This window comes from Dyella marensis (assembly GCF_900112865.1).
Classification (GTDB): domain Bacteria; phylum Pseudomonadota; class Gammaproteobacteria; order Xanthomonadales; family Rhodanobacteraceae; genus Dyella_D; species Dyella_D marensis_A.
Genome location: NZ_FONH01000006.1, coordinates 40,336 through 64,706, shown reverse-complemented (window position 1 = coordinate 64,706; position 24,371 = coordinate 40,336). Strand labels below are relative to the sequence as shown.

Annotated in this window: 21 protein-coding genes and 1 riboswitch; of the genes, 2 read left to right on the top strand and 19 right to left on the bottom strand. The window is 69.4% G+C overall.

Going from position 1 to position 24,371, the window contains the following annotated elements:
- Nucleotides 1–3: 3 nt before the first annotated feature.
- The 7 genes from ruvA to BM172_RS11100 all read right to left on the bottom strand — a co-directional run bounded on the left by ruvA (nt 4) and on the right by BM172_RS11100 (nt 5,690).
- Nucleotides 4–597 (bottom strand): Holliday junction branch migration protein RuvA, encoded by a 594-nt coding sequence (gene ruvA, locus BM172_RS11130; RefSeq protein WP_026633630.1) that lies wholly within the window; start codon nt 595–597, stop codon nt 4–6.
- Nucleotides 594–1,112, bottom strand: coding sequence for a crossover junction endodeoxyribonuclease RuvC (ruvC, locus tag BM172_RS11125; protein WP_026633631.1), 519 nt, complete (start codon nt 1,110–1,112; stop codon nt 594–596). The genes ruvA and ruvC overlap by 4 nt, the downstream gene beginning before the upstream one ends.
- Before the next feature lie 51 nt (nt 1,113–1,163).
- Nucleotides 1,164–1,904, bottom strand: coding sequence for a YebC/PmpR family DNA-binding transcriptional regulator (locus BM172_RS11120; RefSeq protein WP_026633632.1), 741 nt, complete (start codon nt 1,902–1,904; stop codon nt 1,164–1,166).
- Between the two features lie 114 nt (nt 1,905–2,018).
- The gene (locus BM172_RS11115) at nt 2,019–2,675 is read right to left on the bottom strand and encodes an esterase/lipase family protein (protein WP_026633633.1); all 657 of its coding nucleotides are present in this window, start codon (nt 2,673–2,675) and stop codon (nt 2,019–2,021) included.
- A gap of 103 nt (nt 2,676–2,778) precedes the next feature.
- Nucleotides 2,779–4,548, bottom strand: coding sequence for an aspartate--tRNA ligase (gene aspS, locus BM172_RS11110; protein WP_026633634.1), 1,770 nt, complete (start codon nt 4,546–4,548; stop codon nt 2,779–2,781).
- 188 nt (nt 4,549–4,736) lie between these two features.
- Nucleotides 4,737–5,267, bottom strand: a complete 531-nt coding sequence (locus tag BM172_RS11105) for a DUF3011 domain-containing protein (RefSeq protein ID WP_051548332.1) — start codon at nt 5,265–5,267, stop codon at nt 4,737–4,739.
- Between the two features lie 129 nt (nt 5,268–5,396).
- Nucleotides 5,397–5,690 carry an FmdB family zinc ribbon protein gene (locus BM172_RS11100; RefSeq protein ID WP_026633636.1) on the bottom strand — a complete coding sequence of 98 codons (294 nt, stop codon included), beginning with the start codon at nt 5,688–5,690 and terminating at the stop codon, nt 5,397–5,399.
- Between the two features lie 250 nt (nt 5,691–5,940).
- On the opposite strand from BM172_RS11100, the gene BM172_RS11095 reads away from it, so the two are divergent.
- On the top strand, nt 5,941–8,376 hold the full coding sequence (locus BM172_RS11095; RefSeq protein ID WP_026633637.1) for a TonB-dependent receptor plug domain-containing protein: 2,436 nt from the start codon (nt 5,941–5,943) through the stop codon (nt 8,374–8,376).
- A gap of 93 nt (nt 8,377–8,469) precedes the next feature.
- On the opposite strand, the gene BM172_RS11090 is transcribed toward BM172_RS11095, so the two are convergent.
- Genes BM172_RS11090 through btuB form a run of 11 tightly spaced genes read right to left on the bottom strand, consistent with a single transcriptional unit; the run spans nt 8,470 to nt 19,042 of the window.
- The gene (locus BM172_RS11090; protein WP_026633638.1) at nt 8,470–9,189 is read right to left on the bottom strand and encodes an adenosylcobinamide-GDP ribazoletransferase; all 720 of its coding nucleotides are present in this window, start codon (nt 9,187–9,189) and stop codon (nt 8,470–8,472) included.
- Nucleotides 9,186–9,743: a histidine phosphatase family protein gene (locus tag BM172_RS11085; protein WP_026633639.1), complete on the bottom strand. Its 558-nt coding sequence runs from the start codon at nt 9,741–9,743 to the stop codon at nt 9,186–9,188. The genes BM172_RS11090 and BM172_RS11085 overlap by 4 nt, the downstream gene beginning before the upstream one ends.
- Entirely contained in the window at nt 9,740–10,795 is a 1,056-nt protein-coding gene (gene cobT, locus BM172_RS11080; protein ID WP_026633640.1) for a nicotinate-nucleotide--dimethylbenzimidazole phosphoribosyltransferase, read from the bottom strand. The genes BM172_RS11085 and cobT overlap by 4 nt, the downstream gene beginning before the upstream one ends.
- Complete coding sequence (gene cobU / locus BM172_RS11075) at nt 10,792–11,313, bottom strand: bifunctional adenosylcobinamide kinase/adenosylcobinamide-phosphate guanylyltransferase (protein WP_026633641.1); 522 nt, start codon at nt 11,311–11,313, stop codon at nt 10,792–10,794. Before cobU ends, cobT begins: the two co-directional genes overlap by 4 nt.
- Entirely contained in the window at nt 11,301–12,776 is a 1,476-nt protein-coding gene (locus BM172_RS11070; protein WP_026633642.1) for a cobyric acid synthase, read from the bottom strand. Before BM172_RS11070 ends, cobU begins: the two co-directional genes overlap by 13 nt.
- Nucleotides 12,773–13,783 (bottom strand): threonine-phosphate decarboxylase CobD, encoded by a 1,011-nt coding sequence (cobD, locus tag BM172_RS11065; RefSeq protein WP_026633643.1) that lies wholly within the window; start codon nt 13,781–13,783, stop codon nt 12,773–12,775. Before cobD ends, BM172_RS11070 begins: the two co-directional genes overlap by 4 nt.
- The gene (gene cbiB / locus BM172_RS11060) at nt 13,776–14,681 is read right to left on the bottom strand and encodes an adenosylcobinamide-phosphate synthase CbiB (RefSeq protein ID WP_026633644.1); all 906 of its coding nucleotides are present in this window, start codon (nt 14,679–14,681) and stop codon (nt 13,776–13,778) included. The genes cobD and cbiB overlap by 8 nt, the downstream gene beginning before the upstream one ends.
- Complete coding sequence (locus tag BM172_RS11055) at nt 14,678–15,973, bottom strand: cobyrinic acid a,c-diamide synthase CobB (protein ID WP_026633645.1); 1,296 nt, start codon at nt 15,971–15,973, stop codon at nt 14,678–14,680. Before BM172_RS11055 ends, cbiB begins: the two co-directional genes overlap by 4 nt.
- Complete coding sequence (cobO, locus tag BM172_RS11050; protein ID WP_026633646.1) at nt 15,970–16,587, bottom strand: cob(I)yrinic acid a,c-diamide adenosyltransferase; 618 nt, start codon at nt 16,585–16,587, stop codon at nt 15,970–15,972. The genes BM172_RS11055 and cobO overlap by 4 nt, the downstream gene beginning before the upstream one ends.
- Nucleotides 16,584–17,159: a hypothetical protein gene (locus tag BM172_RS11045; protein ID WP_051548333.1), complete on the bottom strand. Its 576-nt coding sequence runs from the start codon at nt 17,157–17,159 to the stop codon at nt 16,584–16,586. Before BM172_RS11045 ends, cobO begins: the two co-directional genes overlap by 4 nt.
- A gap of 26 nt (nt 17,160–17,185) precedes the next feature.
- A complete protein-coding gene (gene btuB / locus BM172_RS11040) occupies nt 17,186–19,042 on the bottom strand; it encodes a TonB-dependent vitamin B12 receptor (protein WP_026633648.1) in 1,857 nt (618 codons plus the stop codon).
- Between the two features lie 113 nt (nt 19,043–19,155).
- Nucleotides 19,156–19,374, bottom strand: a riboswitch (cobalamin riboswitch).
- A gap of 158 nt (nt 19,375–19,532) precedes the next feature.
- Between btuB and BM172_RS11035 the strand changes: the two genes are divergently transcribed.
- Nucleotides 19,533–21,545, top strand: coding sequence for a phosphocholine-specific phospholipase C (locus BM172_RS11035; RefSeq protein ID WP_035322378.1), 2,013 nt, complete (start codon nt 19,533–19,535; stop codon nt 21,543–21,545).
- A gap of 172 nt (nt 21,546–21,717) precedes the next feature.
- Here BM172_RS11035 and clpB read toward each other — a convergent pair whose 3' ends face one another.
- Nucleotides 21,718–24,306 (bottom strand): ATP-dependent chaperone ClpB, encoded by a 2,589-nt coding sequence (clpB, locus tag BM172_RS11030; RefSeq protein WP_026633650.1) that lies wholly within the window; start codon nt 24,304–24,306, stop codon nt 21,718–21,720.
- Nucleotides 24,307–24,371: the final 65 nt, after the last annotated feature.

The following is a 24,371-nucleotide window of genomic DNA, read 5'->3' as shown; positions in this document are numbered from 1 at the left end:
GGCTCAAGCTCCTAATGCGGCGCGCAGCGCCTTGCGGATGATGGCTTCGGCGCTGTCGCCGTCGGCGGCGACTTTCTGCACCAGGCGCGTCACTTCGGCGGGTTTGTAGCCGAGCTGCTGCAGGGCCACGGTGGCTTCGCCGGCGGGATCCAGCGGCGCGCCCTTGCCGGCGGCGCCGGGCAGGCTCACCGCCAGGCCGTCCACGCGGTCGCGCAGCTCCACCACCATGCGCTCGGCGGTCTTCTTGCCGATGCCGGGAATCTTGGTCAGCGCGACCACGTCGCCGGCCTGCACCAGACGCGCGAAATCGTTGGTCGACACGCCGGACAGCACCGACAGCGCGATCTTCGCGCCGATGCCGCTGACTTTCTGCAGATTGCGGAACAGCGCGCGCTCCGCCTCGTGCAGGAAGCCGTACAGCGCGACGCTGTCTTCTTTCACGGCATAGTGCGTGAGCAGGATCACTTCCTTGCCGGTCGGCGGCAGGTCGTAGATGGTCGACATCGGCGCCTCGAGCTCGTAGCCGACGCCGCCGACCTCCACCAGCAGCCACGGCGGCTGCTTGGAAACCAGGATTCCGCGCAGGCGGCCGATCATCGGCGCCTCCAGGCGGTGCGCGGAATGCCCACGCGGGCAAGGCTGGCGCGCGTGTGCGCGTGGGTCACGGCGATCGCCAGCGCGTCGGCCGCATCCGCCTGCAGGGGGCCCTTCAGGCCGAGCAATACGCCGATCATGTGCTGCACCTGGGTCTTGTCGCCACGGCCGCTGCCGACCACCGATTGCTTCACTTCCGTCGCCGCATATTCGTGCACCGCGATTCCCCGGCTGACCACCGCGCAGATCGCGGCACCCCTTGCCTGCCCAAGCTTCAGCGCCGAATCGGCGTTGCGCGCCATGAATACGCGTTCGATGCCGCATTCCTCCGGCCGATGCTCGGCGATGATGTCACACAGCTCGTCAAAGATGCGTTTCAGGCGCAACGGGAAACTGGCCTCGCCGGCCACTGCCAGCGCGCCGTGGAAAACATGCGCAAGCTTGCCCGTGCCATCCACGTCGATGATGCCTATGCCGGTGCGCTGGCTGCCGGGATCGATGCCGATGATGCGTGTCATGACCGCGGCGCTACCGAAGCAAGGCGTGGTTGCATAAAGCCCGGATGGGCCTTACGCATCCCCGGCCGGCAGCACGGCGTTGTGATAGACCTCGTCGACGTCGTCCAGGCCGTTCAGGCGCTCCAGCAGTTTCTCGAACTGCTCCAGCGCTTCGCCGGACGGGGTGACCAGCGGGCCGTTCGGGCGCATCACCACGTCGGAACCGTCGACCTCGAAGCCGGCCGCGACCAGCGCCTTGCGCATGGCTTCCACCGCGATCGGGTCGGCCGCCAGCAGCACGCTGCCGATGCCGTTCTCGATCACGATGTCCTCGGCGTTGTGCTCGATCGCCGATTCCTCCAGCTTCGCCTCGACCTCGGCGTCGCCGCCGGTATGCACCAGCACCTGGCCCACGCGGGTGAACTGGAACGCCACCGAGTTGGAGGTGCCCATGTTGCCGCCGTTCTTGTTGAGCGCGGCGCGCACGTCGGCGACGGTGCGGGTCTGGTTGTCGGTGACGCAGTCGATGATCAGCGCGGTGCCGGCGGGGCCGTAGCCTTCATAGCGCACCTCGTGCATGTCGGCGCCGCCCTCGGCACCGGAGCCGCGCTTGATCGCGCGCTCGATGGTGTCCTTGGTCATGTTGGCCGCCAGCGCCTTGTCGACCGCCGCGCGCAGGCGCGGATTGGCCGCCGGGTCGGGCGCGCCGCCGCGGGTGGCGATGGTGATCTCGCGGATCAGCTTGGTGAACACCTTGGCGCGCTTGGCGTCTTCGGCGTTCTTGCGACCTTCGATGGACGGGCCTCTACCCATGGCGTGTTCCCTGGCGTGCTGCGTGCGGAAAGCGCGAATTTTATCCCTTCCGCATGGCGGACTGGCAACCGGGCGTCCCGCGATGCCGCGCAAAGCCCGCCGTGGCGCGGCTTCTCAGGCCGTTTCGCGACCCGCCATGTCGCGTCCGAAGCGCCCCTCGCGCAGGAAGCCGGCGATCAGGCGCCCGGTCTCCACCGAAAACAGCAGGCCGGTGTGGTTGGCTTCCACCACGCAATGATCGGCAATGCCGGGCAGGCGCGTCTCGTCGACCGCCACGGTGCCGTCGTGCTCGCCGTCCAGCTGGCCCAGCACGTGGCCCAGGCCGAACGGGGTGCGGCCGGCGATCACGCCCACCTCACGCGTGCCGGTCCACTGCTCGAAGCCGTTTTCCAGCAAGGCGCGGTTATGCCCCAGCAGCACGCCGCCGCCGCGCCCGCCCAGGCTGGCGAAGGAGCGCGCCGTCGCGCTGCCCTTGAGCGGGGAGCCCAGGCAGACGATGCGTCCCGCCGGCAGGTCGCGGTCGTCCAGGCAGGCGCGCAGGGCGAGCAGGCCGCCCAGGCTGTGGCCGACCAGGTGCACCGCCCCGCCCTCCGGCGCCGCCTCGCGCATGCGCGCGTGCAGGCGGGCAACGGTCTGCTCCTGCGTCGCCGCCACGCTCATGTAGTCGAAGCGATGCACGCGGAAACCCGCTTCCATCAGGCGGCGATGCAGCATCAGCAGCGCGAAGCCGCGCATCCACAGGCCGTGCAGCAGGATTACGTGATCGGTCATCGGCGACAGCGCGGGTCCGGAACAAAGCAAGCAACGATAGGACGGATCGGCGCGGCTGCGCTGACCCGTCCATCACACATCCACTGTGGGACCGCGCGAACGCTCAACCGTTCGACGGCTCCGCCGCCACCTTCACGTGCAGCTCTTTCAGCTGTGCGTCCGGCACCAGCGAGGGCGCATCGGTCATCAGGTCCTGCGCGCTGGTGGTCTTGGGGAAGGCGATCACGTCGCGGATCGACTCCGTGCCGGCCATCAGCGCCGCGATGCGGTCGATGCCGAAGGCCAGGCCGCCGTGCGGCGGCGCGCCGAACTTCAGCGCCTTGAGCAGGAAGCCGAACTTCGCCTCGGCCTCTTCCGCGCCGATGCCGAGCAGCTCGAACACCGCGCTCTGCATGTCCGGACGATGGATACGGATCGAGCCGCCGCCGATCTCGGCGCCGTTGAGCACCATGTCGTAGCCGCGGCTCACCGCGATCGCCGCATTGGCGCGCAGGTCGGCGATATCGTCCACCTTCGGCGCGGTGAACGGATGGTGGAGCGCGACGAAGCGTTGCGCTTCCTCGTCGTACTCGAACATCGGGAAGTCGGTGACCCACAGCGGCTTCCAGCTGTTTTCCACCAGGCCGCGGTCCTTGCCGAGCTTCAGGCGCAGCGCGCCCATGAAGTCAGTGACGGTCTTCCACTTGCCGGCGCCGACGAAGACCATGTCGCCGCTCTGCGCGCCGGTGGCCTTGAGCAGCGCATCGAGCGCCGCATCGTCGAGGAACTTCGCCACCGGCGAATTGACGCCCTCGCGACCCTTGGCCAGGTCGTCCACCTTCAGCCAGGCCAGGCCCTTGGCGCCGTACCTGGCCACGTATTCGGTGAGCTGGTCGATCTCCTTGCGGCTCAGCGTGGCGCCGTCCGGCAGGCGCAGCGCGGCGACGCGGCCGGCCGGATCGTTGGCCGGCTCGGCGAACACCTTGAATTCGACGTGCTTGAGCGCGTCGGCCACATCGACCAGTTCCAGCGCGATGCGCAGGTCCGGCTTGTCCGAGCCGAAGCGGCGCATGGCCTCGGCCCAGGTCATGCGCGGGAAGGCGGCGTCCAGCTCGACGCCCTGCACTTCCTTGAACACGTGGCGGATCAGTGCTTCCACGAAGTCCTGCACGTCCGGTTCTTCGACGAAGGCGAATTCCAGGTCGAGCTGGGTGAATTCCGGCTGGCGGTCGGCGCGCAGGTCTTCGTCGCGGAAGCAGCGGGCGATCTGGTAGTAGCGGTCGAAGCCGGCCATCATCAGGATCTGCTTGAACAGCTGCGGCGACTGCGGCAGCGCGTAGAACTGGCCCGGATGCACGCGGCTGGGCACCAGGTAATCGCGCGCGCCTTCCGGCGTGGCCTTGGTCAGGATCGGCGTCTCGATGTCCTGGAAGCCGCGCGCGTCGAGGTAACGGCGCAGCGCCTGCACCAGCTTGATGCGGGTGCGCATCATGCGCTGCATCTCGGGGCGGCGCAGGTCGAGGTAGCGGTAGGTCATCCGCATGTCCTCGTTCGGGTTCTCGTGCAGCGCGAACGGCAGGTCACGGGCGGCGTTGAGAATCTCCACCTTGTCGGCGAGCAGCTCGACCGTGCCGGTCTTGAGCTTGTCGTTGGCCGCCAGGCGCTTGCGCACGGTGCCGGTGACGCGCAGGCAGTACTCGTAGCCGATCTCGCCGGCCACCGCGAACGCATCGGCGTTGTCCTTCTCCACCACCACCTGGGCGATGCCCTCGTGGTCGCGCAGGTCCACGAAGGCGACGTGGCTCTGCAGGCGGATGGTGTTGACCCAGCCGCACAGGGTGACAGTCTGGCCGACCAGGGCCTCGTCGATGAGGCCGCAGTAATGCGTGCGCATGCGCTTGGAACTCCGGGCCGCCTTGGCGGCGTGAGACGTGAAAAGGACCCGGAATGGTAGCAGCCCCTCAACGAGGGGCGTAGGTTGGGGTGAGCCGAAGGCGAACCCCAACGGGCGTTACGGTGCAGCGGGACGCTTGTTGGGGTTCGCTGCGCTCACCCCAACCTACGCCGACCGACGCCGCCGGCTTACCAGCGGCGGTCGATCTGGAAGATCGCGCGGCAGCCTTCGTCCACCCACACGCCGCGGCGATCCCAGCCCCAGGTGTCGCCTTCGCGGCAGGGCGAATCGGACAGGCGGCGCACCAGGCGGACCCGGCCGCCGCGCCCCAGGTCGATCGGGCAGTACTGGCGGCGGTTGCCATTGCTGTCGCAGCGCACCTGGGCCGAATCGTCGCCCCAGCCCGGGCGATCGTCACCCCAGCCGGGACGGTCGCCACCCCAGCCGCCGCCCCAGCCACCGCCGCGCGCCGGCTCGAAATTGGCGCGGCAACCGCGGTCGACCCAGACGCTGCCGCGGTCGTTGCCCCAGGTCTGGCCATAGACACAGCGCGTATCCGAGAGCTGCCTGGACAGCTGCGAGGCCGGCCACGGCGTGCGGCAGCGGACGAAGCGCCCGTCGTTGCTGGAGCAATTGATCGAACCCTGGTCCCATTGGGCGTGCGCGGTCGGCGCCGCCATGGAAGCCATTCCCGCGGCGATCGCGATCGCCGCCCACATCCCCTTGCCGATAGCGCTCATTGGATACCGCCCAGTGTTGAAGGTGGCGCCACGCTATCGCAGGGAAGGCAACCGCGCTTGAATATTTTGCGATTCGAGCGCCGGAAATTTCGAGCCATTGCCGCCGGTTCAGTCGCCGCTGGCGGGAGCCGGCGCGGGGGCCGGCGCCGGAGCCGCCGCCGGAGCCGGAGCTGGCGCGGCGGCGTTGTCGCCGGCCAGGTTGCGCTTCTTGTCGCCGTCCTTCTTGAAGTCGGTCTCGTACCAGCCGCCGCCGGCCAGGCGGAACTGGGGCGCGCTCAGGCGGCGCTGGACGGTGCCGTCCGCCGCGCACTGGGGGCAGGCGCTGGGGTCGGCGTCGGACATCTTCTGCAGGCGGTCGAAACGATGGCCGCAGCCGCCGCATTCGAATTCATAGATAGGCATGGTGGCTCCGTGTTCCGGGCCGGCGCGAGGACCGGCAGCTCGCCATTATCGAGTCGGATCGCGGGATTTCAATGTCCGGCCCGCACGGGCATGCTGGCCGGCAGGGGGGAGGCGACGACGCCTTTCCGCCGCCCCGCCACGAGGAGCGCGCGGAGAGATGGACGTCTAGACGGCTATTGACGAAGCGTCGACGCGGGGTCTAGCCTGCATTGACGCATCGCAACAAATCATGACGAAGAGGGAAGTTCAGATGCATCTGCGCTACCGCACGCTCGCCTCCGCCCTGCTGCTGGCCCTGTCCGCCGGCGCCGCCGCCCAGGACAGCGGCCAGAACGCCACGCCCACACCGGCCCCCGACAAGGCCAAGAACCTGAGCACGGTGATCGTCACCGGCACGCGCGCCGACAACCGCACGGAGAGCAGCTCGCTCACGCCGATCGACGTGGTCTCGGCCAAGGTCCTGCAGCAGAGCGGCACCACCGAGCTGTCCACCGCGCTGTCGCGCATCATTCCCTCGCTCACCTTCCCGCGCCCGGCCGCGGCCGACACCGCCGATTCGCAGCGCCCCGCCCAGTTGCGCGGCCTTTCGCCCGACCAGGTGCTGGTGCTGGTGAACGGCAAGCGCTGGCATCCCGGCGCGATCCTGCTGACCAACGGCGTGCTGGGCCGCGGCTCGCAGGCGGTGGACCTCAACACCATCCCGATGGCGGCGATCGACCACATCGAAGTGCTGCGCGACGGCGCCTCGGCGCAGTACGGCTCCGATGCCATCGCCGGCGTGATCAACATCGTGCTCAAGGGCGGCGCCGACGGCGGCGCGGTGGAACTGAGCGGCGGCCAGTACTCGGCCGGCGACGGCCGGCAATGGAAGGGTTCGGCCAGCTTCGGCCTGCCGCTGAACAACGACCAGGGCTGGCTGCGCTTCACCCTGCAGGACGGCCACCAGGACTACAGCAACCGCGCCGGCCCCAACCGCACCCGCGCCTGGGAAGGTACCACCCAGCGCTACGGCGATCCGGAAGTGGGCGATCACAACCTGTTCCTCAACGGCCAGTACAAGCTCGGCGAATCGGCGGAGCTGTACGCGTTCGGCCATATCGGCAAGCGCGACAGCACCTCGCCGGCGTTCTTCCGCAACCTGGCCAACAGCAACTCGGTGCCGTCGATCTATCCCAACGGCTACCTGCCGCTGGAGAACTCCGATTCGCTGGACCAGTCGCTGGTGGTCGGCATACGCGGCAAGACCGGCGGCGGCTGGCGCTGGGACGTCAGCGCCAACTACGGCGGCAACCGCGTGTCCTATGCCACCAACAACAGCGTCAACCGCGCCTACCTGCACGACTTCGGCTCCAGCCCCACCAGCTTCCACGACGGCATCCTGTCCGCTTCGCAGCAGGCGCTCGACGTGGACATCGCCAAGGAGTTCTCCACCAGCTGGCTGCCTAATCCGGTGACGCTGGCGTTCGGCGCCGAATACCTGCGGCAGACCTACAAGATCGATGCCGGCGACGTGGCCTCGTACTACACCGGCACCTCGGGCACGTCCGGCGGCGCGCAGGGCTTCGGCGGCTTCCAGCCGGCGAATGCCGGCTCGCATTCGCGCCATGACGTGGCCGAGTACGTGAGCCTGGAAACCAACCTCACCGACAAGCTCGGCACCTCGCTGGCCGTGCGCCACGAGGACTACAACGACTTCGGCACCACCACGTCGGGCGCGCTGGCGCTGCGCTACGACTTCACCGACCGCTTCGCCCTGCGCGGCAGCGCCTCCACCGGCTTCCGCGCGCCCTCGCTGGCGCAGCAGAACTACTCGTACATCTCCTCGCTGTTCTTCGGCGCGGGCAATTCGCTGGGCCTGCCGCAGGGCATCTACAACACCGGCATCGTGCCTTCCACCAGCAAGGTCGCCACCTTGCTGGGCGGCGAGCCGCTGAAGCCTGAGAAGTCGCGCAACTTCACCGCCGGCGCGGTGTGGAACCCGATCGACCCGCTCAACCTCAGCATCGACGTGTACCAGATCACCATCGACAACCGCATCGTGCTGTCCAGCAACCTGGCCACCAACTCGGCGGCGGTGCACAACTACCTGGTCGCCAATGGCGTCACCGATCTCAACTACAGCGGCATCGCCTACTTCACCAATGCGGTGAACACGCGCACGCGCGGCGTGGACCTGGTCGGCAGCTATCTGTTCGACCTGGGGCAAGCCGGCACGCTGCAGGCCACGCTGAGCTACAACTACAACAAGAACAAGGTCACCGACGTCAAGACCAATCCCGCCGCGCTCAACGCGCTGGGCCTGAACCTCAAGCGCATCGACCGCCGCGACCAGTACGGCCTGCTCGCCGACACCACCCCGCGCAGCAAGCTGATTCTCAGCGGCCTGTACAGCGTCGACCGCTGGAGCGTCAGCGGCGCGCTCACCCGCTACGGCAGCTTCGTCTCCTACAACTCGACGACCGCGGCGCTGGACCAGACCTTCTCCAGCAAGTGGCTGCTCGACCTGGCGGTGAACTACAACCTCGACCGCTGGACCTTCACCCTGGGCGCGGACAACGTGTTCAACACCTATCCGGACCGGGTGATCCCCGCCAACGACAACAACGGCACCCTGCCCTATTCGGTGTTCTCGCCGTTCGGGTTCAACGGTGCGTACGTGTACGGCAAGCTGGCGTATCGCTGGTAAAGGATCGGCGTAGGTTGGGGTGAGCGCAGCGAACCCCAACAGGCGTATCGCCATGCCCTAGCGCCCGTTGGGGTTCGCTGCGCTCACCCCAACCTACGCCGTTGCCGCGGCGATCAGTACCGCGGCTTCGGTCAGCTCCGCCAGTGCGCCGCAGGTGTCGCCGGTCATGCCGCCGAGGCGCTGCAGACAGGCGCGCCGCCATGCGACGAACAGCGCCATCGCGACCATCAGCGATGCCGCGCCCCGCAGCCCCGCAAACAGGCAACCGACGGCGACCGTCGCCAGCACGGCCGTATTCACCGCGCGCGACGAAGCGGCCAGGCCTTCGCCCATGCCGCCCGCACGCACGTAAGGCACGAACAGAAACGCCGCCACCAACGCGGCACGTCCCAGCAGCGGCGCCAGCCATACGCCCGGCCACGCCGGCGCGCTCGCCAGCGCGGCGAACTTCAACAGCAAGGTCAGCACCACCGCGGTCACGCCCATCGGGCCGCAGTTCGGATCCTTCATGATCGCCAGCGTGCGCACGCGATCGCCGATGCCGCCCACCCAGGCATCGGCGCTGTCGGCCAGGCCATCCAGATGCAACGCGCCGGTCAGCGCCACCCAGGCTGCGAGCGTCAGCGCGGCGGACAGCAGCGGTGGCCAGCCATGGATCGCCCAGGCCAGCAGGTAAAGCAAGCCGCCGAGCATCCATCCCACCAGCGGATACCAGGGCAGCGAACGCATGCGCGCACCCGCATCGTCGAACACCGCCGCAGGCACCGGAATGCGCGTGAGAAAGCCGATCGCCACCAGCAGGCCGCGCATCACGCGCCGACCTTCGCCTGCCACCGCAATCGATGCAGCGAGGCATGCGGCACTTCGATATTGGCCATGTCGCCGTAGCCGCGTCCTTCCGCCCGGCAGCGCAGGAGCCGGATCGCGCCGCCGTGCGTCACCACCAGCACGTCGCGCCCGCGCGCCTCGGCCGCGACATCGTCCAGCGCCGCGCCGAGCCGCACATGGAACTGCGCGAACGTCTCCGCTTCCGGCGGCGGATGCGCCACCGGATCCGCCCAGAAATTCGCCAGCGCCTCGCCTTGGGTCTCGGCCAGCGTTTCGATCGGCACACCCTGCCACGCGCCGAAGTGATATTCGGCCAGGCGCGGATCGATGCGCAGCGGCAGCCCGCGCGCCGCCGCCAGCTCGCGCGCGAAGTCCGCGCAGCGGCGCAGCGAGGAAGACACGACCAGGTCCCAGCGGCGTTCCGCCACCGCCGCGCGCAGTTGGGCCCAGCCCAGCGCGCTCAGCGGATCGTCCAGCTGGCCGCGATAACTGCGCTGCCCGGTATCGCCATGGCGCAGCAGGTCGATCGCCGCGCTCATGCCGCCGACACTCCCGCTTCGGCGAACGTCGCCATGCCCGCGTGCAGCGCGCAGGCCAGGCGCAGCAGCGGTACCGCGACCGCGGCGCCGCTGGCTTCGCCCAGGCGCAGTTGCAGGTCGAGCAGCGGCTCGGCACCCAGTGCCTCGAGCAGCCGCGCGTGGCCTTGCTCCTGTGAGCGGTGCGAGAACAGCATCCAGGCGCGGCAGTCCGGCTGCAGCCGCACCGCCGCCAAGGCGGCCGCGCTGGCGATAAAACCATCCACCAGGACGGGCAGCCCGCGCTGCGCCGCGGCGATATAGGCACCGACCAGGGCGGCAAGCTCGAAGCCGCCGATGCAGCGCAGCCAGGCCAGCGGCGAGTCCGCCGCACCATGCAGCGCCAGCGCCTGCGCCACCGTCGCGGCCTTGCGCGCGATACCGCTGCCGTCCAGTCCGGTGCCCGCACCGGCCAGCGCCTCGGGCGCCGCGCCGAGCAGTGCGCAGGCCAGCGCCGTGGCGGCGGTGGTATTGCCGATGCCCATCTCGCCGCCGATGAAGAGCTGCGCACCGGCGCCGTCGGCGCAGCGCGCACTCTCCGCTCCCGCGCGCAAGGCGAGCGCGAGCTGCGACGGCGTCATCGCCTCGCCGCGTGCGAAGTTCGCGGTCTGCGCGGCGATCCACTCGCGCCGCACGCCCGGCAGTTCGCCCGGGTCGTTGACAGTGCCCAGATGCACCACTTCGAGCGAAGCGCCCAGTTCGCGCGCCAGTACGCTGATCGCCGCGCCGCCACGCGCGAAGTTGCGCACCATCTCGCCGGTCACCGCCTGCGGGAAAGCCGAGATGCCCTCGGCGGCAACGCCATGATCGGCGGCGAACACGCTGATCCATACCCGTTCCAGCGACGGCTTGAGCACTCCCTGCAGGCCGGCCAGTCGCACCGCCGCCGCTTCGAGCGCACCCAGCGAACCGGGCGGCTTGGTCAGCTGCGCCTGCCGCTCGCGCGCGGCCGCGGCGAGATCCGCACGCGGCGTACGGCACGGCGCATGTACCCAGTCGATCGTAGCCACACTCATGCAAGCTTTCCTTTGAGGGCCAGCGGCAGGCCGGCCGCGACGAACAGCACGCGCTCGCACACGCCGGCGAGCGCTTGATGCAGACGGCCGGCTTCATCGACGAAGCGGCGGCTCAGTTCGCCCATCGGCACCACGCCGAGGCCGACTTCATTACTGACCAGCAGGATCGTGCCGGGCAGGCCGGGCAAGACCTCCAGCAGCGCCTGGCGTTCGCGCGCGAAGCGCTCGCCGTCGGCGTCGCCCAGCAGATTGCTCAGCCACAGCGTGAGGCAATCCACCAGCAGGCAGCGCTCGGCGCGCGCATGGGCGCGCAGCGCATCGGCCAGCGCCAGCGGCTCTTCCACCTCATGCCAGCGCGCCGGGCGGCGCGCGCGGTGATGGGCGATGCGCGCCGCCATCTCGGCATCCCGTGCCTGCGCGGTGGCGAGATAGACCACCTCCAGCCCGGATTCGGCGGCCAGGCGCTCGGCCAGCGCGCTCTTGCCCGAACGGGCGCCACCGAGGATCAGGCTGCGCATGCGCGATCCACTCCCAGCAGCTGTGCGAGGCGCGCGGTATCCAGATGCGCTTCCACCATGTCCGCCAGGCGCTCCAGGCTCGCTTCGCGCAAGGCGCGCACATCGACCGCCGCCGGCTCGCGCAGGCCCGCCCAGCGCAGCAGCGCCTGCAGTGCGGCGGGCTGGTCGAACACGCCGTGCAGGTAGGTGCCGAGTACTTGTCCGTCCGCGGAAATCGCGCCGTCCAGGCGATCGCCGTCGAGCAGGCAGGCCGGCACGGCGAGCGCCGGGCCGGAGCTGCGTCCGCAATGGATCTCGTAGCCGGCGACGTCCGCCTGCTCCAGCGCAAGCCGGCCGCGCACGCGACGCAGCTGCTTCTCCGGTTCCAGCACGGTTTCCATCGCCAGCCAGCCCAGGCCCGTGCTGGAGCCCGGCTCGCCTTCGATGCCCAGCGGATCGTGGACCGCGCGACCGAGCATCTGGAAGCCGCCGCAGATGCCGATCAGCTTGCCGCCATAACGCAGGTGCCGCGCGATGGCTTCCGCCCACCCCTGCTCGCGCAGCCAGGCCAGGTCGGCACGCGTGGCCTTGGAGCCCGGCAGCACGATCAGGTCGCACGGCGGCGGCGCCTCGCCCGGTCCCACCAGGCGCACGTCCAGTTGCGGATGCGCACGCAGCGCGTCGAAATCGGTGTGGTTGCTGATCCGCGGCAGCGCCGGCACGGCGACGCGCAGCAGCGCGTCCTCACGGCGGCCGGCGTCGCGCGGCAATGCGTCTTCGGCCTCCAGATGCAAGCCGTGCAGATACGGCAGCACGCCGAGCACCGGCTTGCCGGTCTCGCGCTGCAGCCAGTCCAGGCCCGGCTGCAGCAAGGCGATGTCGCCGCGGAAGCGATTGATCACGAAGCCGGCCACGCGTGCCCGTTCGCCGGGCGACAGCAGGGCCAGCGTGCCGACCAGATGCGCGAACACCCCGCCGCGGTCGATGTCGGCGACCAGCAGCACCGGGCAGTCCACCGCCTCGGCGTAGCCCATGTTGGCGATGTCGCGGTCGCGCAGGTTGATCTCGGCGGGGCTGCCGGCGCCTTCCACCACCACCGCGCGATAGCGCTCGACCAGGCGCGCATGCGAGACCAGCACGGCGTCCATCGCCACCCGCTTGTACGCGTGGTAGTCGCGCGCATCCATGTTGCCGACGGCGTGACCGTGCACGATCACCTGAGCGCCGATATCGCTCTGCGGCTTCAACAGCACCGGATTGAAATCGGTATGCGGCGGCACGCCGGCGGCCTGCGCCTGTACTGCCTGGGCACGACCGATCTCGCCGCCGTCTTCGGTGACGGCCGAGTTCAACGCCATGTTCTGTGGCTTGAACGGCGCCACCGCCACGCCGTGGCGATGCAGCCAGCGGCACAGCGCGGCGACCAGCGTGCTCTTGCCGGCGTCGGAAGTGCAGCCCTGCACCATCAGCACCCGTGCGCTCATGGCGTTGTCTCCCGCTTCGTCTCGACTGTGCGCCAGCTTGCCAGCGCCGCGTCCAGTCGCGCGAATGCCGCCTCGTCGCCGGGCAGGCCGAAGCGGATGCTGTGGGGCTGCTCGAAGCGGCGCACCAGCACGCCCTGGCGGGCCAGCGCGCGCTGCATCGCCGTGGCGCGTTCGTCGCGGCGCCATTGGAAGAAGGCGCAACCGGCAGCGGGCGCCAGCCCGTGCCGTGCGAGCAGCGCGGACAGGCGCGCGCTCGTCGCGTGCAGGCGCTCGCGCTGGGCGGCCTGCCAGGCGGTGTCGGCGAGCGCCAGCTTCAGCACCTGGCGTGTCGGACCGCTCAAGGTCCACGGTCCCAGGCGCTCGCGCAGCGCTACCAGCAAGGCGGGTTCGGCGCAGACGAAACCGGCGCGCGCACCGGCCAGGCCGAAGAACTTGCCCACCGAACGCAGCACGATCAGGCCGGGCAGCGCATGCGCCTCGCACAGGCTGTCGCCGGGTGTGGCATCGATAAAGGCCTCGTCCACCACCAGCCAGCCGCCGCGGCGGGCCAGCGAGGCGTGCAGCGCCAGCAGGGCGTCGAGTTCGAATCGTTCGCCGCCAGGGTTATTGGGATGGATGAGCACGATCACGTCGTAACGGGCCGCGCGAGAGAACAAGGCATCGGCGGCGGCGCGCTCGACTTTGTGTCCGGCGCGTTGCCACGCCTGCGGATGTTCGGCGTAGCCCGGATCGAGCACGCCCACGCGCGCGCGATGGCGCAATGCGGGCAAGGCCTGGATGGCGGCCTGCGAACCGGCCACCGGCAGCAGCGAGGCATGTCTGTAGTAGGCACGCGCCACCTCGATCAGGCCATCGTCGTCCTCCGGCAACCGATGCCACGCCGCCGCCGGCAACGGCGGCACGGGCCAGGCGAACGGGCTCACTCCAGTGGAGAGATCGAGCCAAGCCTCGGGAGGCATGCCGTACTCGTGCGCCGCGCGCAGCAGGCGTCCGCCGTGTTCAAGCATGACGATATCCCTCGATCAACCAGATCGCCGCCAGCCACACGACCGCGCCCCGTCGCACCAGACGCATGGCACGGCGGATCGACCCGGCATCCGGCGCATCGCCCTCGCCCAGGACCGGACGCTCCTCCCACACGCCGTCGTAAGGTGCGGCGCCGCCAAGCTGCACACCGAGCGCGCCGGCACCGGCAGCCATCACCGGCCCGGCATTCGGGCTGTCCCACGCCGGCGCCTGCCGGCGCCAGCAACGCCACGCGCGCTGCGCATCGCCCAACAGCGCATACGTCGCCGCCGTCAGCCGCGCCGGCACGAAGTTCAACGCATCGTCGATGCGCGCCGCCGCCCAGCCGAAGCGTCCATAGCGTGCGCTGCGATAACCCCACATCGCATCCAGCGTATTGGCCAGGCGATACAAGACCGCGCCCGGCGCACCGAGCAGCAGGAACCAGAACAGCGCGCCGAACACGGCATCGCTGCCGTTCTCCAGCACCGACTCGGTAGCGGCCGCGGCGACCTGGCCTTCGTCCAGCATGGCGGTATCGCGGCTCACCATGCGTCCCACCGCGCTGCGTGCCGCATCGAGCTCGCCGTGCTCCAGCGCATCCGCCACCGGCAAGGCGTGCTCGCCCAGGCTGCGCAGGCCTACCGCGAGATAGAGCATCAGCGCACCGAACACGACACCCCACCGCGCCGGAAGCAGCCACCCCGCGCCCCATGCAACCGCCACCGGCGGCAACACTGCCGCGCACCACGCCACCGCACCGGCATCGCGCGCATCCCGATACCACCGCTGTTCGATCGCCCGCGCCCATGCTCCGAACGCCACCAGCGGATGCGCGCGGCGCGGCTCGCCGAGCAGCGCATCCAGCAGCAACGCCAGGGTGAACGCGAACGCGGTCATGGCAGGAACAGGCGCAAGGCCGCCTCCGGCGCGGACGGGAAATAGAAGTGCACGAAGCTCGCAGTCAGGCGAGCGCGCCGGTACACCGCTTCGTTCGCGGGACCGCCATCCGGATTGGCGGCGCGCACCAGCGGCGGCTGCGCCACTTCGGCGTGCGCGTAGTGGAAGGTGTGACCGCGCAGCCGGCCCTCGGGCAGCTCGACCGACTGCATGCCCAGCCCGGCCAACCGCTCGCGCACCACCGCCCAGCCCGGCAGCAGTCCGGCCATCGTGTATGCATCGCCTTCGCGCGTGGCCAGCGCGTCGAGCAGGCTGAGCATGCCGCCGCATTCGGCCAGCAGCGGCTTGCCGGCGTCGACGTGCGCGCGCAGCGCGGCGTGCAGATCGGTGCGCGCGGCCAGGCGCGGCAGATGCAGTTCGGGATAACCGCCCGGCAGCCACGCGGCATCGCACTCCGGCAAGGCCTCGCCGGCCAGCGGCGAGAACCAGCGCAGTTCCGCGCCGGCCTGCCGCAGCAGGTCCAGGTTCGCCGGATACAGGAAGCAGAAGGCGTCGTCGCGCGCGATGGCGATGCGCCGGCCCTGCAGCATGCGCGGCACCACCGGCGCATCCGCCGCACTGAACGCGACCGGCGGCGGCAAAGCCAGTTCCGCGTGTTTTTCCAGCGCATCGGCCAGCGCGTCGAGGCGCTGCTCCAGATCGGCCAGTTCGCCCGCCGCCACCAGGCCCAGATGCCGTTCCGGCAAGGCCAGCGCCGGATCGCGCGGCAACGCACCGAACCAGCGCAGCCCCGTCGGCAAGCTCTCCGCCAGCAGCTTCGCGTGATACGCGCCGCCGATGCGATTGGCCGCCACGCCATGCACGCGCAAGCCTTCGCGATACCGCGCCAAGCCCATCGCCACCGCACCGAAGGTCTGCGCCATCGCCGAACCGTCGATCACCGCCAGCACCGGCAGGCCCAGGCGCTGCGCCAGGTCGGCGCTGGAGGTGCCGCCGTCGAACAGCCCCATTACGCCTTCGATCAGGATCAGCTCCGCCTCGCCCGCCGCCTCGTACAGTCGGGCGCGGACATCGGCTTCGCCGTTCATCCACAGGTCGAGCTGGTACACCGGCGCGCCGCTGGCGCGCGCCAGCACCATCGGATCGAGAAAGTCCGGCCCGGTCTTGAACACCCGCACGCGCCGGCCCTGCCGCGCATGCGCCCGCGCCAGCGCGGCGGTGAACGAAGTCTTGCCCTGGCCGGACGCAGGTGCGGATACCAGCAGCGCCGGCGCATGCCGCACGCCGCTCACAGCTCGATCCCCTGCTGCGCGCGGATGCCCGCCTCGAATGCGTGCTTGACCACGCGCATCTCGGTCACCGTATCGGCCATCGCCACCAGCGCATCGGGCGCGCCACGGCCAGTCACCACCACGTGCTGGTCCGCCGGGCGCGCGGCCAGCGCGGGCAGCACCTGCTCCAGCATGACGTACTGCTTGACCAGGGCGATGTTGAGCTCGTCCAGCAGCACCAGGCGATAGCGCGCGTCGGTCAGCATCCGCGCGGCGATATGCCAGGCGGCCTGCGCCGCCGCGATATCGCGCGCCTTGTCCTGCGTCTCCCAGGTGAAACCCTCGCCCATCACGTGGTAATCGACCTGCTCGGGAAAGCGGCGGAAGAACGCCTCCTCGCCGGTGGAAAAACTACCCTTGATGAACTGCACCACGCCGCAGTGGAAGCCGTGACCGAGCGAACGCGCCAGCATGCCGAAGCCCGACGAGCTCTTGCCCTTGCCGTTGCCGGTGTTCACCACCAGCACGCCGCGGTCGACGGTGGCGCGGGCGATCTTGCGGTCGACCAGCGCCTTCTTGCGCTGCATGCGTTCGCGGTGGCGCAGTTCTTCCGGCGTCGGCGTCTGCTCGCTCATGCCTTCGCTCCCGCGCGGCGCGTAGCCGCCGCGCGCAACAACACGGCATAGGCGACCAAGGCCACCGCCACATAGGTCAGCGTGGTACGCACGAACAACGGCCCCCACTGCCACAGGCGCGCGACGTACTCGGCCAGGTGCGGATTCGCGTAGCGCCCGCCCAGCCAGTAGAACGCGCCATTGGAGATGGCGAAGGACAGCGTCGACGCCAGCAGGGCCAGCGCGAACGCGCCGGTCAGGGCCGCCGGCGTCGGCGCCATCCGCGCGGACCACAGCCTTCCCGCGTACCACAGCACCGCATAGGCCGGCAGCAGGAACGAGTAAGCCGGCGTCACGCAGAAAGCGCTGACGCCCGCATACGACACCGAGATCCAGTCCAGCAGCACCGCCAGCGCCATGGACGCGGCGAAGGCCAGATGCCGCCGAAGCCACAGCCCGCCCAGGAAGAACAGCGCCATCGAGGCATCGGGCAGATGCAGCGCGGTGCCGAAGTGATGGAAGCGCGTGGCGATCATCGCCGCGGCGAACACGATGGCGAGCGGTACGGGGAAGCCTGGCTTGACGGCGGACATGGTGCGGTCCTCTGGGCGGAAGGGATTCACTGCGCGGGCCGGTAGCTCACGCTGAGCATCGCGGTGCGGCCGGGCTGGTTGTAATAGGCCGCGGTCTCGTAGTGCTTGTCGAAGGCGTTGCGCAGGCTCAGCTGCAGCTTCCAGTCGCGGTCGAGCGCGTAGGCCAGGCGCAGGTCGGTCAGCGCATAGCCGCCGAGGCGGTAGCCGTTGGCCAGGTCGTCGTAGCGATGGCCGGCGGCATACACGCTGGCGCCGATGCTGAAGTCGCCGAAGCCGCGATCGGCATCGAGACGCGCGCTGCGCGGAGCACGGCGCGGCAGCAGTTTGTCGCGATAGGTCTCGCTGCGGTTGCGCGGGTCCAGCCAGGTGGCGGTGCCGCGCAGGATCCAGCCGTCCAGCGTGGTCGAGGCCACCGCTTCCGCGCCGCGGATGCGCGCGCGGTCGACATTGCCGGGCAGGCCGAGCGAGGCGTCATAGGCGATCAGGTCGCGGATGCGGTTCTCGAAGGCGTTGAGCGACCATAGGCCCCACGACGGCGTGCCGCGCAGGCCCAGCTCGTAGCTGCGCGAGCTTTCCGGACGCAGTGCGGTATTGCCGTAGCCGGGGTAGTACAGCTCGTTGAAGGTCGGCGCCTTGTAGGCGGAGCCGGCGCTGGCGGTCAGGCGCATGGCGGGCGCGAAATCCCAGCCCCACAGCAGGCTGCCGGTGGTCTTGCCGCCGAACTGCTGGTTGTCGTCGTGGCGCAGGCTGGCCTGCAGCGACTGCGTGCCGAAACTCTGCTGCCATTGCGCGAACACGCCGCGGTTGAGGCGCTGGTCGCGGGCGTAGCTGGTGTTGCTGTCCACGCGGTCGCGCTGCCAGTCATAGCCCAGGCTCCACAGGCCGCCACCGACATTCAGGTCGCCCTGCACCGAGCCCAGGTCGCGATGCGTATTGAAGGTGCTGGTGTAGCGGCCGTTGAGGTAGTTGTCGCTGAGGTCGGCGCTCTGGCCAGCGCTCACGGTCAGGGTGAAGGTCTGGCTCGGCCGCCAATGGGCGCGGGCGCCGTAGACCTGCTGCACCACATCGGACTGGTTGCTGGTCGAGCCGTCGTAAGCGTTGTAGCCCCAGCTGCGCAGCCACTGCGCGTCGGCATCCCAGGCGTCGTTGAAGCGGTAGCCGCCCTTCAGCGCGACGGAGCTGTCGCGGAAACCGTCGCGGTCCGGCTCGTTGACGAAGCAGCCCGCGCCGCGCGGCGACGGCTTGCCGCGGCAGGCATTGATGCCGTCGGTGTCTTCGTGTGTGGCCTGCACCGCGTACCAGCCCTCGCCGACCTTGCCGGCCAGGCCGGCGGCGCCGCGGAAGCTGTCGTTGCTGCCATAGCCCAGTTCCAGGCTCGGTTCGAAGGCGCCGCTCGGGCGCCGCGTAAAGATCTGGATCACGCCGCCCAGCGCTTCCGAACCATAGAGGCTGGAGAACGGGCCGCGCACGATCTCGATGCGCTCGATCTGCTCTACCGGGATGTTCTGGATCGACGGCTGGCCGAGCGTGGCCGAGCCGATCTTCACCCCGTCCACCAGCACCAGCACGTGATCGGCCTCGGTGCCGCGCAGGAACAGCGAGGTGGACTTGCCGGGGCCGCCGTTGTTGGCCATCGACAGGCCGGGCGTGCCTTGCAGCAGGTCCGTCACCGACTGCGGCTGCAGGCGCTCGATCTCGGCACGGTCGATCACGGTGACGGCGGCGAGCGTCCCGGCCTCGGTCTGTTCGGTACGCGTGGCGGTGACCACCACGTTCTTCAGGTCCTGCGCGGGCTCGTCGGCCAGCGCGGCGGTGGAAGCAAACACGAGGAACAACGCGGCCGCGAACGCGGACCGGCGCAAGGACGGGACATGCAATGACACGGGTGGCTCCTGGCCCGCGCCTGCCCGCGCGGGATCGCTTGAATGCAGGACAAGCGGCAAGGAGCTCTGGACGGACGCATGGAGGCGCGCTCGCCAGGAGCACGCCCACCGCATGTCCGGTTCACCTCGAGGCCGGTCTCCGGGCTCGCGAGCGAAGGCTGGAAGCCTTCCCGACCGGCGCCTTCCCATGCTTCGCAGCACAGTGGCTTGTCGCCGGTCGTGTCTCGCCTACCGTTGCGGGGGCAGCTCCGGAATAGCCGCGAAGGCGGCGCACCGGATTCCCGTTTCAACCGCCGGCCGAGCCGGCGGTCACCTCAGGCCGGGGCATCTTAGCAGCAGCGCGCAAAGGGACCAGCCGCCCGCGTATGGGTGCGCATCACCACGCTTTCACGCGGTGTCGCCGCACTGACGCATGAATGGCAAGGGCCTGCAACACGGCTGCGTTCTGCTATGCGCAGCCTGCCCCAGGCGCGACAAGCCAAGCCCCGACATGAGCGACATCGACCGCCGACGCCGCCGCTTTCTGCAGATGGCCACCGCCTCCGCCGGTGGCCTGGCCGCCATCTCCCTGCTTCCCGAACCGCTGCGCCAGGCGCTGGCGGCGCCTGCCACGGGCGGGGCCGGCGATCTCACCGACGTCAAGCACGTGGTGATCTTCATGCAGGAGAACCGCTCCTTCGATCACTACTACGGCGGCCTGCGCGGCGTGCGCGGTTTCGGCGACCGCGTGCCGGCACCGCTGCCCGGCGGGGCGCGCAACGTGTGGCAGCAACCGTATAGCGGCAACGCGGACGGCTATCTGCTGCCGTTCCGCATGAACACCACGACCACCAGCGCGATCTGCGCCAGCGCGCCGGCGATGAATTACCCGGTGGACACGGCGATCTTCAACAAGGGCCGCTTCGACGCGTGGAACACCGCACGCGAGGCGGGCCTGGGCATGGGCCATTTCGAGCGCGCCGACCTGCCGTTCTATTACGCGCTGGCCGACGCCTTCACCATCTGCGACCACTATTTCGCCGCCACGCTGACCCAGACCAACCCCAACCGGCTGCATGCGATGAGCGGCAGCAACGGCTTGTCGGTCGGCCAGGCGGCGGTGCTGGACAATACCGAGCCGGGCGGCGGTTTTACCTGGACCACCTATGCCGAGCGCCTGGAACAGGCCGGCGTGAGCTGGAAGGTCTACCAGGAAAGCAACAACTTCGACGACAACGCGCTGGCCTGGTTCAAGCCGTTCAAGCAGGCCAGGCCCGGCACGCCGCTGCACGACAAGGGCATGGCCACCGTGCCGGACATGGTCGCCGCCTTCGCCCAGGACATCGCCAACGACACGCTGCCGCAGGTGTCGTGGATCGTCGCCGCCGACTATCTGTCCGAGCACGCCAGCTTCAAGCCGGCCTACGGCGAGGACCTGAGCGCGCGCCTGCTCGCCGCGCTGGCCGCCAACCCGGCGGTGTGGGCCAAGACCGTCTTCATCCTCAACTACGACGAGAACGGCGGCTTCTTCGACCACGTGCCGCCGCCGACGCCGCCGGCCTCGGCCAACGACGGCCTGTCCACGGTGAGCGTGACCGGCGAGATCAGCAACGGCCTGCCGATCGGCCTGGGTTTCCGCGTGCCGCTGCTGGTGGTGTCACCGTGGACGCGCGGCGGCTGGGTGTGCTCGGAGGTGTTCGACCACACCTCGGTACTGCGTTTCCTGGAAAAGCGCTTCGGCGTGATGGAGCCGAACATCAGCGCCTGGCGCCGCGCGGTATGCGGCGACCTGCTCAGCGCGTTCGATTTCAGCGGCAGCAACCACGGCTGGCCGGGCCTGCCCTCCACCACCGGCTATACCGCCGCCGCGGACCTGCAGTGCAAGAGCCTGCCGGCGCCGGGCATTCCCGCGCTGCAGGCGATGCCGGTGCAGGAAGCCGGCACGCGGCCGGCGCGCGCGCTGCCGTACACGCTGCGTGCGGATGGCCGTGTCGATGCGACGACAGGGCGGTATTGGATCGACTTCCATAACGACGGCGCGGCCGGCGCGGTGTTCCAGGTGTATGCGGCCAATCGCAGCGACGGGCCGTGGCGCTATACGGTGGAAGCGGGCAAGCAGTTGTCCGATTACTGGAGTGCGGCGCGCTATACGCAGGGTGTGTATGACCTGGAGGCGCATGGGCCGAACGGATTCCTGCGCCAGTGGCGCGGCAGCGTGGCGACGGGAATGGGGGCGGCGCCGGAGGTGACGGCGACGTACGACGGCGCTCTTCGCCGCTTGCATCTGGCCATCGCCAATACAGGTGGCGCGGGCTGCACGGTCACGGTCAGCAATGCATATGTGAGCGGCGATGTGCGGATCTATTCGGTGGCCGCGGGCGCGACGGTCCATGACACGTGGGCGCTGGATAGGAATGCCAACTGGTATGACTTGAGCGTGACGGTGGCGGAGCTGGGCGGATTCTGGCGGCGGTTGGCGGGGCATGTGGAGGATGGGTTGCCGAGTCAGAGCGAGCCGCGGTGACGTAGGTTGGGGTGGGCCACAGGCGAACCCCAACATCGTGCCGCCAAACGCATCGCATGGTTGGGGTTATGGGCTGCATCAGCAGCCCACCCTTCGGGCCATCCGCTACGCGGATGTTCGCTACGGCGTCCTGCCTTCGCAGTCGCCTGCGGCTCACCCCAACCTACGTTCGTCATTGCTTCTTGCGAAACACCAGCTGCCCGCCTTCTGCATCCACCGCGATGGTATCCCCGGCCGCGAACCGCCCCTCCAGGATCTCGCGCGCCAGCGGATTCTCCAGTTGCTGCTGCACCGCGCGCTTCAGCGGCCGGGCGCCATACACCGGGTCGAAGCCGACGTTGCCGAGCAGGTCCAGCGCATGCTCGCCGATGTCCAGCGCCAGCTGCCGCTCGGCCAGGCGCTTCTCCAGATAGGCCAGCTGGATGCGCGCGATCGCGCGGATCTGGCGCTTCTCCAGCGGACGGAATACCACCAGCTCGTCCAGGCGGTTGATGAATTCCGGACGGAAGTGCGCCTGCACCACGCCCAGCACCGCCGCCTTCATCTTGGTATAGCCCTCCTCGCCATCGTCGCCGTCCAGCTCCTGGATCAGCTGCGAGCCGAGGTTGGAGGTCATCACGATCACCGTGTTGCGAAAATCCACGGTGCGGCCCTGGCCGTCGGTGAGGCGGCCATCGTCCAGCACCTGCAGCAGGATGTTGAACACGTCCGGATGCGCCTTCTCCACTTCGTCCAGCAGGATCACGCTGTACGGACGGCGGCGCACCGCCTCGGTGAGGTAACCGCCCTCCTCGTAGCCGACATAGCCGGGAGGCGCGCCGATTAGGCGGCTGACCGCGTGCTTCTCCATGAACTCGCTCATGTCGATGCGCACCATCGCGTCCTGCGTATCGAACAGGAACTCGGCCAGCGCCTTGCACAGCTCGGTCTTGCCCACGCCGGTGGGGCCCAGGAACAGGAAGGAGCCATAGGGGCGGTTCGGATCGGACAGGCCGGCGCGGGCGCGGCGGATCGCGTCGGACACCGCGCGCACCGCTTCGTCCTGGCCGACCACGCGATGGTGCAGCGCCTCTTCCATGTGCAGCAGCTTCTCGCGCTCGCCTTCGAGCATCTTGCTGACCGGGATGCCGGTCCAGCGCGAGACCACTTCGGCGATCTCCTCGTCGGTGACGCGATCCTGCACCAGCTTGAACTCGTGCTGCTCGGCGGTCTGCGCCGCGGCGAGCTGTTTTTCCAGTTCGGGCAGGCGGCCGTACTGGATCTCGCTCATCCTGGCGTAGTCCTGGCGGCGCTGCGCGGCTTCGAGCTGCACGCGGGCCTGCTCGATCTGTTCCTTGATCTTGGTCGCGCCCTGCAGCAGCGCCTTCTCCGACTTCCACACTTCGTCGAGGTCGGAGAACTCGCGCTCGAGCTTCTCGATATCGCTTTCCAGGTCGGCCAGGCGCTTCTTCGAGGCCTCGTCGGTTTCCTTGCGCAGCATCTCGCGCTGGATCTTCAGCTGGATCAGGCGGCGTTCCAGGCGGTCCAGTTCCTCCGGCTTGGAATCGATCTCCATGCGGATGCGGCTGGCCGCCTCGTCCATCAGGTCGATCGCCTTGTCCGGCAGCTGGCGGTCGGTGATGTAGCGGTTGGACAGCGTGGCGGCGGCGACGATGGCGGGGTCGGTGATCTCCACGCCGTGGTGCACCGAATAACGCTCTTTCAGGCCGCGCAGGATGGCGATGGTGTCTTCCACGCTGGGCTCGCCGACGAATACCTTCTGGAAGCGGCGCTCCAGCGCGGCGTCCTTCTCGATGTACTTGCGGTATTCGTCCAGCGTGGTGGCGCCGATGCAGTGCAGCTCGCCGCGCGCCAGCGCTGGCTTGAGCATGTTGCCGGCGTCCATGGCGCCTTCGGCCTTGCCCGCGCCGACCATGGTGTGCAGCTCGTCGATGAACAGGATCACCCGCCCTTCCTGCTTGGACAGGTCGTTGAGCACGGCCTTCAGGCGTTCCTCGAACTCGCCGCGGAACTTGGCGCCGGCGATCAGCGCACCCATGTCCAGCGCCAGCACGCGGCGGTCGCGCAGGCCCTCGGGCACCTCACCCTTGACGATGCGCTGGGCCAGGCCTTCGACGATCGCGGTCTTGCCCACGCCGGGTTCGCCGATCAGCACGGGGTTGTTCTTGGTCCGGCGCTGCAGCACCTGGATGGTGCGGCGGATTTCCTCGTCGCGGCCGATCACCGGGTCGAGCTTGCCGCTTTCGGCGCGCGAGGTCAGGTCCACGCAATATTTTTCCAGCGCCTGGCGCTGGTCTTCGGCGTTCTCGCTCTGCACCTTTTCGCCTCCGCGAATCTTGTCGATCGCCTGTTCCAGGTTGGCTTTGCTGGCGCCCGCGGCTTTCAACGCCGCGCCGAGATCGCCCTTGTCGTCCAGCGCGGCGAGCACGAACAGTTCGCTGGCGATGAACTGGTCGCCGCGCTGCTGCGCGAGTTTATCGGTGAGATTGAGCAGACGCGTGAGATCGTTGCTCACGTGCACATTGCCTTCCTCGCCCTTCACGCGCGGCAGGCGGTCCACCGCTTCGGCCACGCGCTGGCGCAGCGTCGGCACGTTGACCTGGGCCTGCGTGAGCATGGGCGCCGTGGTGCCGCCCTGCTGGTCGAGCAACGCGGCCATCACATGCACCGGTTCGAGCATGTTGTTGTCGCGACCGACCGCCATCGATTGCGCATCGGCCAGCGCCTGCTGGAAGCGCGATGTGAGTTTGTCCATCCGCATAAATATGTCCCCGCAAGATTTTCTGACGGCCCCCGAGGCCGCTCACTGCCGGTGAGATGCGGTCC